Origin of the sequence: Pseudoxanthomonas sp. GW2 (genome assembly GCF_000283075.1) — a bacterium.
Classification (GTDB): Bacteria; Pseudomonadota; Gammaproteobacteria; order Xanthomonadales; family Xanthomonadaceae; genus Pseudoxanthomonas.
This window is the reverse complement of the sequence record NZ_ALIP01000135.1, coordinates 42,406-55,235: the sequence shown is the minus strand read 5'-3', so window position 1 is coordinate 55,235 and position 12,830 is coordinate 42,406. Positions and strand designations below refer to the sequence as shown.

The window sequence follows — 12,830 nt, the reverse complement described above, 5'->3', positions numbered from 1 at the left end:
CGCCGCACCGAGCAGCAGGCCGCCAACCTGGAGGAAACCGCCGCCTCGATGGAGGAGCTGACCTCCACCGTCAAGCAGAACGCCGAGCATGCGCGCCAGGCCAACCAGCTGGCGATCGGCGCGGCCGACGTCGCCTCGCAGGGCGGCGCGGTGGTCGGCGAGGTGGTGCAGACCATGACCGCCATCGAGGATTCCTCGAAGAAGATCGCCGACATCATCTCGGTGATCGACGGCATCGCCTTCCAGACCAACATCCTGGCGCTCAATGCCGCGGTGGAAGCGGCGCGCGCCGGCGAGCAGGGCCGCGGCTTCGCCGTGGTCGCCTCCGAGGTGCGCACCCTGGCCCAGTGCTCGGCCGGCGCCGCCAAGGAGATCAAGCAGCTGATCGACGACTCGGTGGGCAAGGTCGCCAATGGTTCGGCGCTGGTGCAGAAGGCCGGCACCACCATGGGCGAGATCGTGGCCAGCGTGCACCGGGTGACCGACATCATGTCCGAGATCTCGGCCGCCTCGCAGGAGCAGACCGCGGGCATCGAGCAGGTCAGCCAGACCGTGGTGCAGATGGACGAGACCACCCAGCAGAACGCCGCGCTGGTGGAGGAGGCTTCCGCCGCGGCGCGCTCGATGGCCGAGCAGGCCGGACAGCTGGTCGAGGCCGTGGCGGTGTTCCGCCTGGCCGATGGCCTGGGCCAGTCCGCGCTGCGCGCGCCGGCGCACAGGCGCCCGGCGGTGGCAGCGGCCCGGCCAGCGCCTGCGGCGCGCCCGCGGCGGCGCCGGTGGCGGCGGCGACCGCCGACGACGGCGAGTGGCAGGAGGTCTGATCCCCCGCGTTCCGGAAGGCCGTCCCCCGCGGCCTTCCAGGCAGGAAGACGCCGGCTTCGCGCCGGCGTTTTCCTTTGTGGCGCGGCCTCAGCCGAGGGCGATCCCGGCCGCTTCCAGCGCGCTGCGGGTCGGCGCGTCGCCGTCTGGGGCCACCGGCCGGGTCAGCTCCCACAGGAAGCGGACGCGGAAGCCGGCGGCTGCCGCGTCCTGCGCGGTCCACAGCACGCAGTAGTCGCGCGCCAGGCCGCATACGTGCACCTCGTCGATGCCGCGTTCGCGCAGCCAGCCGGCCAGGCCGGTGGCCGGGCGGCTGCCGCCGGGGCCATGGTTCTCGCGGAACGCACTGTAGGAATCCACCTGCGGCCGGGTGCCCTTGCGCAGCACCAGGTCGGCCGCGCTCCAGTCCACCCGCGGGTCCAGCGCGGCGCCGGGCGTGCCCTGCACGCAGTGGTCCGGCCACAGGGTCTGTGGCTGGCCGTGCAGTTCGACCTGCTCGAACGCTTGGCGACCGGGATGGGCGCTGGCGAAGGAAGCGTGCCCGCGCGGATGCCAGTCCTGGGTGGCGACCACGGTGCGGTAGCTGCGCGAGCGCAGCAGCGCATCGATGGCCGGGACGATGGCATCGCCCTCGTGGCAGGGCAGGGCGCCGCCGGGCATGAAGTCCGGCTGCAGGTCGACGACGATCAGGGCGGTGGTGTCGGGATGCATCACGGGGAACCGGGCCTGCCGCGGCATGCGGCGGGCCTGCAATGATGCCGCGGATGCCCCGCGCGGGGCATCCGCCCGCGCGCGGCCTCAGGCGATCGAGGCGCGGTAGATCGACTCGATCGAGGCATCGAGGGCCTGGTTGAACTCCTCGTCGCACTGCTGCGCGCCCAGGCCCTCGGTCAGGGCGCGGCTGAAGCTGGCGATCACGCCCGGGTTGCGGGCGAGCCTGGCGTTGGCCTCCTCGCGGCTGTAGCCGCCGGACAGGGCCACGACCTTCAGCACCGACGGATGCGCGACCAGCTCGGCGAAATAGCCGTCGATGCTGGGCAGGGTCAGCTTGAGCATCACCGGGGTGGCGGCGTCGATCGTGTCCAGGTGCTGCAGCAGGCCGCGCTTGAGCTCGGCCTCGATCGCCTCCTTGTCGGCGGCCTTGATGTCCACCTCCGGCTCGACGATCGGCACCAGCCCGGCGGCCAGTACCTTGCGCGCCAGCTCGAACTGCTGGTCCAGCACCGCGGCGATGCCGGCGGGGTTGTTGGCCTTGATCACCGAGCGCTCCTTGGTGCCGAACACGCCCTTGGCCTTGGCCCGCGCCAGCAGCTCTTCAAGCCCGGGGATCGGCTTCATCAGCTGCACGCCGCCGTCCTCGGCCTCCAGGCCCTTGTCGATCTTCAGGAACGGCACCACCTGCTTGCGCTCCCACAGGAAGCGCGCCGCCTCCTCGCCGGCGAAGCGGTCGTCCAGGGTGCGCTCGAACAGGATGGCACCGAGGATGCGCCTGCCGTCGAAGGCCGGGCTGGTGACGATGCGCTCGCGCATGCGGTGCACCAGGGCGAACATCTCGGCTTCGTTGGCGTAGGCCGACTCGTCGATGCCGTACAGCTTCAACGCCTTGGGCGTACTGCCGCCGCTCTGGTCGAGCGCGGCGATGAAACCCTGGCCTGAAGCAATGCGGTCACGCTGTTCGCGGTTGATGGTCACGGCTGTTCCCTTGGCTAGGTTCGGGGGCCGACGATCTTAGCCGCCGGCCCGTAAGCGCAACGTGCCGCCGGCGCCAGACAACGCTGTCAGCGCGGCGCCTGCACACCGACATGTGGGCGATCTCGTGCAACATGTCCGCCCGCGCCAAGCCTTCCGCCGCCGTCCCCGATGTCCGTCCAGGCCGCCACCGCCCCACCCCCCGCCGCCGCGGCACAGGCCGCGCTGGCCGCGTTCCTCGCCCGCCACCGCCGCCTGTTCGTGCTCACCGGCGCCGGGATCAGCACCGGTTCCGGCATCCCCGACTACCGCGACGCCGACGGCGCCTGGAAGCGCACGCCGCCGATCACCCTGCAGGCCTTCACCGGCGACGGCCACACCCGCCGCCGTTACTGGGCTCGTAGCCTGGCCGGCTGGGCGCCGTTCGCCGCGGCCCGGCCCAATGCCGCCCACCACGCCCTGGCGGAACTGCAGCGCAAGGGCCGGGTCGCCCGGCTGCTGACCCAGAACGTGGACGGCCTGCACCAGCGCGCCGGCAGCACCGGGGTGATCGACCTGCACGGGCGCCTGGACCACGTGGCGTGCCTGGGTTGCGGCCTGCGCCTGCCGCGCGCCGGCTTCCAGCAGCAGCTGCTGGCGTGCAATCCCGGCTGGGACGCGCACCTGGCCGCGGTGGCGCCGGACGGCGACGCCGACCTGGAAGGCGTGGACTTCGCCGCCTTCCAGGTGCCGGACTGCCCGGCCTGCGGCGGCATGCTCAAGCCGGACGTGGTGTTCTTCGGCGAGAGCGTGCCCCGCGCCCGGGTCGAGGAGGCCACCGCCGCCTTGCACGACAGCGACGCGCTGCTGGTGGTCGGCTCCTCGCTGATGGTCTGGTCCGGCTTCCGCTTCGCGCGGATGGCGGCCGAGGCCGGCATCCCCCTGGCCATCCTCAACCGCGGCCGCACCCGCGCCGACGGGCTGGAGGCGGCCAGGCTGGAAGCCGACTGCGCCCGGGTCCTGCCGGAGCTGGTCGCCGCGTTGTGAGGCGGCGGTGCGGATCGCGCGACGCTGCGATCCGGCCACGGCCTTGCAGCGCCACCGCGGTGGGGCTGCAATGCGGGGCCCACCGGTAACCGCCTCGCCATGAGCCAGCTGTTCACCCCGCTCCACCTCGGTCCCCTGCAACTGCGCAACCGCATCGTGGTCGCGCCCATGTGCCAGTACTCGGCGCACGACGGCGTGGCCTCGGACTGGCACCACATCCACCTCGGCAACCTGGCCCTGTCCGGCGCCGGCCTGCTGATCCTGGAAGCGACCGCGGTGCAGGCCAACGGCCGCATCACCCATGCCGACCTGGGCCTGTGGAACGACGACCAGGAGGCGGCGCTGGCCGCGCTGCTGGCCTCGCTGCGGCGCTGGTCGCCGATGCCGCTGGGCATCCAGCTGGCGCATGCCGGACGCAAGGCCTCCACCGCGCGGCCGTGGGAGGGCGGCGCCCCGATCGCCGCCGGCGAGCCGGGCGGCTGGACCACGGTGGCCCCTTCCGCCCTGCCGTATGCCGGAGACCACCCCCTGCCGCAGGCGCTGGACGCGGCCGGCATCGATGCCCTGGTCGAGGCCTTCGTGGCCTCGGCGTGCCGCGCCGCGCGCCTCGGCCTGGACCTGGTCGAGCTGCACGCCGCGCACGGCTACCTGCTGCACCAGTTCCTGTCGCCACTGAGCAACCACCGCGACGACGCCTACGGCGGCAGCCTGGAGAACCGCATGCGCCTTCCGCTGCGGGTGTTCGATGCAGTGCGCGCGGCACTGCCGGAGCAGGTGGCGCTGGGCATGCGCATCTCCGCCAGCGACTGGGTCGAGGGCGGCTGGGACCTGGAGCAGAGCATCGTCCTGGCGCGGGAACTGGACGCGCGCCGCTGCCACTTCATCCACGTCTCCAGCGGCGGCCTGGATCCGCGCCAGCAGATCGCCGTGGGACCGGGCTACCAGGTGCCGTTCGCCGCGGCGATCCGCGGCCAGGTGCGCATGCCGGTGATCGCGGTGGGCCTGATCACCGAAGCGCGCCAGGCCGAGGCCATCGTCGCCGGTGGCCAGGCCGATGCCGTGGCCCTGGCCCGCGGCATGCTCTACGACCCGCGCTGGCCCTGGCATGCCGCCGCCGAGCTGGGGGCGAAGGTGCACGCACCGCCGCAGTACCTGCGCTGCGAGCCGCACGGGGCGCGCGGCCTGTTCGGCTGAGGCGGCGGTAACAGCTGCAACCGCCGCGCGCGCCGGCCGTGGCTCGCATACCATGGCCGGCCTATGCGCCACGACTACATCCTCGCCCTCTCCTGCCCGGACCGTACCGGCATCGTCTACCGCGTTTCCGGCCTGCTGTTCGGCCAGGGCTGCAACATCCTCGACGCCCAGCAGTTCGGCGACGAGGAGACCGGCCGCTTCTTCCTGCGCGTGCACTTCGACCTGCCCGCGCCGGAGGCGTACCCGGCGCTGATCGAGCGCTTCGGCCACCTGGCGGCGGAATTCGGCATGGACTGGCAGGTGCATGACGCGCGCCGCCGCGCGCGGTTGCTGGTGCTGGTCAGCAAGCAGGGCCACTGCCTCAACGACCTGCTGTTCCGCGCCCACAGCGGCCAGCTCAACGTGGACATCGCCGCGGTGGTCTCCAACCACCCCGACTTCGCCGCGTTGTCGGCCTCCTACGGGGTGCCGTTCCCCCACCTGCCGGTGGACAACGGGAACCGCCCGCGGCAGGAGCAGGCGATCCTGGACCTGGTCGAGCGCGAACGGGTCGACCTGGTGGTGCTGGCGCGCTACATGCAGATCCTCTCGCCGCGCATGTGCGAGGCGCTGGCCGGGCGCGCGATCAACATCCACCACAGCTTCCTGCCCAGCTTCAAGGGCGCCCAGCCCTACCACCAGGCGCACGCGCGCGGGGTCAAGATCATCGGCGCCACCGCGCACTACGTGACCCCGGACCTGGACGAGGGCCCGATCATCGAGCAGGACGTGGCCCGGGTGGACCACGCCATGACCCCGCGCGACCTGATCCGCGTCGGCAGCGACATCGAATCGCAGGTGCTGGCACGTGCGGTGCGCCGCCACGTCGAGCACCGCATCCTGCTCAACGGCCATAAGACCGTCGTCTTCCGCTGAAGCGCAGCCTTCCTGGCGCCGGCAGGGGCGCCGTTCCGTGCGGGCGTCGCCGGCATGCACCGCCGCTATTCCGTGGGCCATCCCGTACGCATGCGTGCGTACCGGGCAGGCCTACGCGGGCGCCACCGGACGCCTGCGGATTGTCGCAGTGCAGCAGCAAGCTCCTGATCCAAAAGCGGTTTCCGGACCAGAAAAAATATTCACACAACCGTGAGTGAGTGTTGACAGCGCGGTTTCCGCCTTGCAGTATCCGGGCACGCTTTCGTGCTTAACCGGCAATCCTTGGGAGGGGATCCGCATGGCAAGTCGTCTGGTCGCGTCCGCATACGTGGCAACGTTGCTCGCTTTACCTGTTTCCGCCCTGGCGCAGGCCACCGGCCAGGCGCTGGAATCGCGGTCCCAGCCTGGCGGCGCCCAGGAACTGGACGCCATCGTGGTCACCGCGACCCGCCGCAGCGAGAAGCTGCAGGACGTGCCGCTGAGCGTGACCGTGCTCGGCCAGGAACAGCTCGATGCCAAGGGCATCGTCGGCTACGAGGGCCTGGCCCATGAAACCCCGGGCGTGGTGCTCAACCGCCCCAGTGCGAACTTCAACAACTTCACTGCGCGCGGCATCGCCACCAACGGCTACAACGCCAACCTGCAGAGCACGGTGGCGATCTACATCGACGAACTGCCGATCTCGGCCAATGGCAACTCGACCGTGCTCGACCCGAGCCTGTACGACGTCGAGCGCATCGAGTTCCTGCGCGGCCCGCAGGGCACGCTGTTCGGCTCCGGCTCGCTGGCCGGCGCGCTGCGCATCCTGACCCACGCGCCCGACCCCAACGCCTTCGACGCCTCGTTCCTGGCCGACGTCGGCGTCACCGGTTCCAGCTCGCTGCGCCAGCGCTACAACGCGATGGTCAACATCCCGCTGGCGCAGGACACCATGGCCCTGCGCGTGGTCGGCTTCTCGCGCAACGAGGACGGCTACATCGACAACCTCGGCACCGGCGTCAAGGACGCCAACGTGCTCAAGGCCTGGGGCGGCCGCGCCACCCTGCTGTGGGAGCCGACCGACCGCTTCTCCGCGCAGGTGCGCCTGTCGCGCGAGGAGAGCACGCCGGAGGATTCCTCGCTGACCAACCCGGACCTCGGCCGGGACAAGCGCTACTCCGACCGTCCCGACATGTTCAACGGGACGATGGACAACTACAACCTGACCCTGGACTACCAGTTCGACGGCGCCCACTTGACCAGCTCCTCGACCTGGTCGGACTACGACGCGGCGTTCAACGTGGACCTGGCCGGCACCTACGGCCAGGCCTTCGCCTTCGCCCTGGACGCGCCGTTCAACAGCAAGACCTTCGTCCAGGAAGTGCGCCTGGTGTCCGACACCGGTGGCCGGTTCGAGTGGGTGCTCGGCGGCTTCCACTTCAAGCGCGACCGCGACGTCTACTTCGGCTACCGCTCCAACGAGGAATTCCTGCAGCGCAGCGGCATCACCGGCCTGCCGGACGAGTACTACCTGCGCTTCCTCAGCACCGACGTGTCAAAGGAGCAGGCGCTGTTCGGCCAGCTGACCTACCACTTCAACGACGACTTCTGGGCCACCCTGGGCCTGCGCTACGGCAGCACCCAGGCCCAGGCCTTCACCGCCGCCGGCGGCTACAACAGCGACTACCTCACCCAGGCCTACCTGTACGCCTTCTTCGGCATCCCCGGCGGCCCGGTCACGATCACCCCGGTCGAGGCCGCCACCGGCGCGAAGGCCAAGGAAACCGGCCCGTCGTACCGGCTCAGCGCTTCCTGGCGCCCGGTGCCGTCGGTCACCACCTACGCTGCGGTCGCCACCGGCTTCCGCGCGCCGGTGGTCAATGCCCGCGCCGGATCGGTCAGCACCATCGACCCGGACGACCTGGTCATCCCCTACGGCGCCGATTCGGACAAGCTCATCAACTACGAGCTGGGCATGAAGGGCAGCTGGCTCGACGGCCGCCTGGCCGCCAACCTGGCGCTGTACTACGTCGACTGGAACGACATCCAGGTGCAGGCCAACCGCGTCTCCGACCAGGTCCAGTTCGCCACCAACATCGGCGGGGCCTACAGCCGTGGCCTGGAGTTCGAGCTGATGGCCATGCCGAACATGGACTGGACGATCGCACTGAACGGCTCGTTCAACCGCGCCCGGGTCGATGAACTGACCCCGCAGGAGGCCGCGATTTCCGGCACTGTCCTCGGCGCGCGGCTGGCCGCGCCGGAGTTCAGCGCCTCGCTGGTCACCAGCTACCGCTTCGACTTCATCCGCGGCTCGGAGGGCAATGCCTCGCTGGCGATCGTCCACGTCGGCGACTTCCCCGGACAGTTCCAGTACGTGCCCGGCCAGCCGGGCGTGGTCAGCCCGACCTTCGACTACACCGACGCGTACACCGTGGTGAACGCCAATGTCGCCGCCGCGTTCGACAAGTACACGGTGGGCCTGTACGTGGAGAACCTGTTCGACGACCGTTCGGTGACCTACGTGCATCCGGAGGCGTTCCTTGACGGCCGCTACGCGCTGGTGCGGCCGCGCACCGTCGGCGTGCGCGTGGGGTACCGGTTCTGATGGCCGCGCTTCCGGCCAGCCAGGCGATGCCCGGCGCGCAGCACGCGCGACCGGGCGCGCGGGCATGGATCGTGCTGGCGATCCTGTGCCTGGTCTACGTGCTGAACTTCCTCGACAGGCAGCTGCTGTCGATCCTGGCCAAGCCCATCCAGGACGAACTGGGGGTCACCGACTCCCAGCTCGGCCTGATCGGCGGCCTGTACTTCGCGATGTTCTACTGCATCCTGGCGATCCCGGTCGGCTGGCTGGCCGACCGCACCAACCGGGTGCGGGTGCTGGCGTTCTCCTGCGCGTTGTGGAGCGCGGCCACCGCCGCCTGCGGCATGGCCTCCTCGTATCCGCAGCTGGCGCTGGCGCGGATGACCGTCGGCGTGGGCGAGGCCGGCGGCGTGCCGCCGTCCTACGCGATCATTTCCGACTATTTCCCGCCGGGCATGCGCGGCACCGCGCTGAGCCTGTTCAACCTCGGCCCGCCGATAGGCCAGGCCTTGGGCGTGGCCTTCGGCGCCTCGATCGCCGCGGCCTACTCCTGGCGCCTGGCGTTCATCTGGGTCGGCGTGGTCGGGGTGGTGACCGCGCTGGTGGTGTGGCTGGTGGTGCGCGAGCCGCGCAAGGGCGGGCTGGATGCCGCGCCCGGAGCGGTGGCTGCCGCCGCCGAGCCGGCTCCGCCGTTCTGGCGCACCTGCCGCGAGTACTTCGCCAACCCGGTGCTGCGCGGCATGGCCCTGGCCTGCGGCGCGACCCAGTTCATCACCTACGCCGTGCTCAACTTCACCGTGCTGTTCCTGATGCGCGAGAAGGGCATGGCGCTGGAGCAGGTGGCGGTGTGGTACGCGCTGGTGATCGGCACCGGCATCTGCGCCGGCATGTTCGCCTCGGGCCGCCTGATCGACCGTCTGTCACGGAAGTCGAAAACCGCCTACGCCTACCTGCCGGCCGCCGGCCTCGCCCTTGCGATGCCGCTGTTCGCCCTGTTCGTGTGGGCCGACCGCTGGCCGCTGGCGCTGGCCTTCCTGTTGCTGCCGACCGGACTGAACTACTTCTACCTGTCGCCGGCGGTGACCCTGGTGCAGGAGGAAGTGCGACCGAACCAGCGCGTACTCTCCGGCGCGCTGCTGCTGCTGGTGATGAACCTGATCGGCCTGGGCCTCGGCCCGGCCTACCTGGGCATGGCCAGCGACTTCTTCCGTGCCAGCCACCCGGACAACTCGCTGCAGATGGCGTTCTACACCCTGATCCCGTTCTACCTGCTGGCGGTGGGCATGTTCCTGCGGCTGGCGCGCACCATCCGACTCCAGGCTTCGCAGGAGACCACCCCGTGACCCGATCCACCTTCCGCTCTCTGGTCGTGTCCGCGGTCCTGGGCTGTGCCGCGCTTCCGGGTGCGGCGTGGTCCCAGGGGCCGGTCGTCCACGCCCCCGTCGGCGCGCTCCGGGGCGAGGCGCTCGACGGCGGCATCCATGCCTTCCTTGGCATTCCCTACGCCGAGCCGCCGGTGAAGCAGCTGCGCTGGCGCGCGCCGGTGCCAGCCAAACCCTGGAAGGGCACCCGCGAGGCCACCCGCTTCGGCCCGGCCTGCGTGCAGCCGCCGCCGCGCCCCGGCAGCATCTACTCGCCAGGCGAGGCCCTGCCGACCAGCGAGGACTGCCTGTCGCTCAACGTCTGGGCGCCGGCCGAGGCGAAGGACGCGCCGGTGTTCGTGTGGATCCACGGCGGTTCGCTGGTCGCCGGCTCCAGCCGCGAGCCGATGTACGACGGCGCGCGCCTGGCCGCGCAGGGCATGGTGGTGGTGAGCATCAACTACCGCCTCGGCGTGCTTGGCTACCTGGCCCATCCGGACCTGAGCGCCGAGTCGGCAGACGGCGTGTCCGGCAACTACGGCCTGCTCGACCAGATCGAGGCGCTGCGCTGGGTCCAGCGCAACATTGCCGCGTTCGGCGGCGATCCGGGCAACGTCACCATCGCCGGCGAGTCGGCCGGCGCGCTGAGCGTGATGTACCTGATGGCCGCACCGCCGGCGCGCGGGCTGTTCCACAAGGCCATCGCCCAGAGTGCGTACATGATCACCACGCCGGCGCTGCGCGAGGCCGCGCATGGCATGCCCGCGGCCGAGGAGTCGGGCCTGGAGCTGGGCCGCAAGCTCGGCGTGCGCGGCCTGCCGCGGCTCCGTGCCATGGACCCGCAGGAGCTGACGGTGAAGGCGGCGATGTCCGGTTTCCTGCCGTTCGGCAACGTCGACGGCAAGGTCCTGCCGGCGCAGCTGGTGGAGGTGTTCGACCGCGGCGAGCAGGCGCCGGTGCCGATCCTGGCCGGCTTCAACGAGGGCGAGATCCGCTCGCTGCGCTTCCTGCTGCCGCCGAAGCCGGCCGATGCCGCGGCCTACGAGGCGGCGATCCGCGCCGCCTACGGCGACCTGGCCGAGGCGATGCTCGACCGTTATCCGGCAACCGATCTCGACGCGGCGATGCTCGCCACCACCCGCGACGCGATGTACGGCTGGACCGCCGAGCGGCTGGTGCGCAAGCAGGCCGAGCTGGGCCTGCCGTCGTACCTGTACTACTTCAACCACGGCTACCCGGCCGCCGACGAAGCCGGCCTGCACGCATTCCACGCCGCCGAGCTGCCGTACGTGTTCGCCAGGCACGACCGCACCCCGCCGCAGTGGCCGAAGGCACCGGACTCCGACGGCGAGCGGGCGCTGACCGCGGCGATGTCGGGCTACTGGGCCTCGTTCGCGCGCAGCGGGCAGCCGGTCGTCGCCGGCCAGCCGGCGTGGCAGCCCTATGGCCAGGCGCGCGCCTACATGGCCTTCGACGGCGCGCCGGTGCCGGGCGAAAAGCTGATGCCGGGCATGTACGAACTCGTGGAGCAGGTGGTGTGCCGCCGCCGCGCGCAGGGCGGCCAGCCCTGGCACTGGAACGTCGGCATCGCCGCGCCGCCGCTGCCCGCCGGAGTGCCTGGATGTCCGTGATCCATGGCCAGATGCAGGACTGGCCGCTGACCATCGACAGGTTCCTGGAGCATGGTGCCAAGTGGCACGCCAGGGTCGAGGTGGTCACCGCGGCCGAGGATGGAAGCACGGCGCGCGTCGGCTACGCGGACCTGCAGCGTCGCAGCCGCGAGGTCTCGGAACTGCTGGCCGGGATGGGCGTCGGTCGCGGCGACGTGGTCGCCACCCTGGCCTGGAACACCCAGTCGCACATGGAGACCTGGTACGCGGTGATGGGCATGGGCGCGGTCTGCCAGACGCTCAACCCGCGCGTGTCCGAGGCACACCTGGCGACGATGCTGGAACAGTCCGGCGCGCGCGTGCTGGTCGCCGCCGCCGACCTGGCGCCGCTGGCGCGGGCCATCGCCACGCGCGCCGGGTCGGTCGAACGGATCCTGTCGATCGATGGCACGGCCGTGGCGGACGATGCTGCGCCGGCGATCGAACCACTGGAGCGCCTGCTCGACGCGGGATCCGGTGCGCCGCGCAAGCCGGCCGGATGGGGCGGCTTCGACGAACGCCTGCCTTGCGGCCTGTGTTTCACCTCCGGCACCACCGGCGCGCCGAAGGGCGTGACCTACACCCATCGCGGCGTGTTCCTGCATACGCTTCGTGCACTGCAGGCCGACACCATGGCGCTGTCGCAGCGCGACAGCGTGCTGCTGGCCGTTCCTATGTTCCATGCAAACGCCTGGGGCGTGCCGTTCGCGGCGCCGGCGGTGGGCGCGAAGCTGGTGCTGCCGGGTCGCCATCTCGAGGCCCCCCGCCTCGCCAGGCTGATCCGCGACGAGGACGTCACCGTGGCGATCGGCGTGGCCACCGTGTGGCTGGGCCTGGTCGACCATCTCGATGCGCACGGCGGCGAGGTGCCCTCGCTGAAGCGGATCCTCGTCGGCGGCGCGCCGATGGCACCGGCGCTGATGCAGCGCATCGAGCAGCGCCTGGGGGCGGTGGTGCAGACCAGCTGGGGCATGACCGAGCTGTCGCCCACCGGCACCGTCGCCCTGCCCGACGATCCCGGGCGCGCCCCGCACCTGTCCGGGCGCCCGGCGCTGGGCATCGACCTGCTGCTGACCGACGCCGACGGCGTACCGCTGCCGCAGCAGCGCGGCTGCGAGGGGCACCTGCGCGTGCGCGGGGCCAGCGTGGTCTACCGGTATTTCGGCCAGCTCGAACCGGCGGTGGACGCCGATGGCTGGTTCCCCACCGGCGACCTGGCGCGCATCGACGAGCATGGCAACCTGGTCATCACCGGTCGCGCCAAGGACCTGATCAAGTCCGGCGGGGAGTGGATCAACCCGGCCGAGATCGAGGAGATCGTCGGCCGGCTCCCGGGCGTGTCGCTGGCCGCGGTGATCGGGCGGGCGCACCCGAAGTGGGGCGAGCGCCCGGTGCTGCTGGTGGAGATGCGCGCCGACGCGGACACCACCGACAACGAGCTGCTGGACGCGCTGCGCGGCGCGGTGCCCTCGTGGTGGATGCCGGAGGAGATCATCCGGGTGGAACGGATGCCTTTGGCAGCGACCGGCAAAATTGACAAAATGCGGCTGAGGGCCGAATTCGGCGGCGCGCAATGGCGACGGGAGGCGTGATGTCTCCGGCCAGCGCATA

9 protein-coding genes and 1 pseudogene are annotated in these 12,830 nt (G+C 71.3%); 8 read left to right on the top strand and 2 right to left on the bottom strand.

Annotation, left to right across the window (positions count from 1 at the left end; genetic code table 11):
- A pseudogene (locus B351_RS17390) lies at positions 1-801 on the top strand (methyl-accepting chemotaxis protein); the annotation flags it as partial.
- A gap of 108 nt (positions 802-909) precedes the next feature.
- Here B351_RS17390 and pncA read toward each other — a convergent pair.
- Together pncA and B351_RS0112375 are read right to left on the bottom strand one after the other, a co-directional pair.
- Positions 910-1,530: a bifunctional nicotinamidase/pyrazinamidase gene (pncA, locus tag B351_RS0112380; protein WP_026010678.1), complete on the bottom strand. Its 621-nt coding sequence runs from the start codon at positions 1,528-1,530 to the stop codon at positions 910-912.
- An 87-nt stretch (positions 1,531-1,617) separates the two neighbouring features.
- Complete coding sequence (locus B351_RS0112375) at positions 1,618-2,505, bottom strand: fructose bisphosphate aldolase (RefSeq protein ID WP_026010677.1); 888 nt, start codon at positions 2,503-2,505, stop codon at positions 1,618-1,620.
- 174 nt (positions 2,506-2,679) lie between these two features.
- Between B351_RS0112375 and B351_RS0112370 the strand changes: the two genes are divergently transcribed.
- The 7 genes from B351_RS0112370 to B351_RS0112340 all read left to right on the top strand — a co-directional run bounded on the left by B351_RS0112370 (position 2,680) and on the right by B351_RS0112340 (position 12,811).
- Positions 2,680-3,534 carry an NAD-dependent protein deacetylase gene (locus B351_RS0112370; RefSeq protein WP_019399352.1) on the top strand — a complete coding sequence of 285 codons (855 nt, stop codon included), beginning with the start codon at positions 2,680-2,682 and terminating at the stop codon, positions 3,532-3,534.
- 99 nt (positions 3,535-3,633) lie between these two features.
- Positions 3,634-4,728, top strand: a complete 1,095-nt coding sequence (locus tag B351_RS0112365; protein ID WP_019399351.1) for an NADH:flavin oxidoreductase/NADH oxidase — start codon at positions 3,634-3,636, stop codon at positions 4,726-4,728.
- Positions 4,729-4,791: 63 nt separating this feature from the next.
- Positions 4,792-5,643, top strand: a complete 852-nt coding sequence (purU, locus tag B351_RS0112360; protein ID WP_019399350.1) for a formyltetrahydrofolate deformylase — start codon at positions 4,792-4,794, stop codon at positions 5,641-5,643.
- 328 nt (positions 5,644-5,971) lie between these two features.
- On the top strand, positions 5,972-8,230 hold the full coding sequence (locus B351_RS0112355) for a TonB-dependent receptor (RefSeq protein ID WP_198006223.1): 2,259 nt from the start codon (positions 5,972-5,974) through the stop codon (positions 8,228-8,230).
- Positions 8,230-9,552, top strand: coding sequence for an MFS transporter (locus B351_RS0112350; RefSeq protein WP_019399348.1), 1,323 nt, complete (start codon positions 8,230-8,232; stop codon positions 9,550-9,552). The genes B351_RS0112355 and B351_RS0112350 overlap by 1 nt, the downstream gene beginning before the upstream one ends.
- Positions 9,549-11,201, top strand: a complete 1,653-nt coding sequence (locus B351_RS0112345) for a carboxylesterase/lipase family protein (RefSeq protein WP_198006222.1) — start codon at positions 9,549-9,551, stop codon at positions 11,199-11,201. The genes B351_RS0112350 and B351_RS0112345 overlap by 4 nt, the downstream gene beginning before the upstream one ends.
- Positions 11,192-12,811: an AMP-binding protein gene (locus tag B351_RS0112340; protein WP_019399346.1), complete on the top strand. Its 1,620-nt coding sequence runs from the start codon at positions 11,192-11,194 to the stop codon at positions 12,809-12,811. The genes B351_RS0112345 and B351_RS0112340 overlap by 10 nt, the downstream gene beginning before the upstream one ends.
- The last annotated feature ends 19 nt before the right edge of the window (positions 12,812-12,830 follow it).

Coding starts and splice junctions, on each gene's coding strand:
- pncA (WP_026010678.1), bottom strand. CDS start 1,530: ATGCATCCCGACACCACCGCCCTGATCGTCGTCGACCTGCAGCCGGAC.
- B351_RS0112370 (WP_019399352.1), top strand. CDS start 2,680: ATGTCCGTCCAGGCCGCCACCGCCCCACCCCCCGCCGCCGCGGCACAG.
- B351_RS0112365 (WP_019399351.1), top strand. CDS start 3,634: ATGAGCCAGCTGTTCACCCCGCTCCACCTCGGTCCCCTGCAACTGCGC.
- purU (WP_019399350.1), top strand. CDS start 4,792: ATGCGCCACGACTACATCCTCGCCCTCTCCTGCCCGGACCGTACCGGC.
- B351_RS0112350 (WP_019399348.1), top strand. CDS start 8,230: ATGGCCGCGCTTCCGGCCAGCCAGGCGATGCCCGGCGCGCAGCACGCG.
- B351_RS0112340 (WP_019399346.1), top strand. CDS start 11,192: ATGTCCGTGATCCATGGCCAGATGCAGGACTGGCCGCTGACCATCGAC.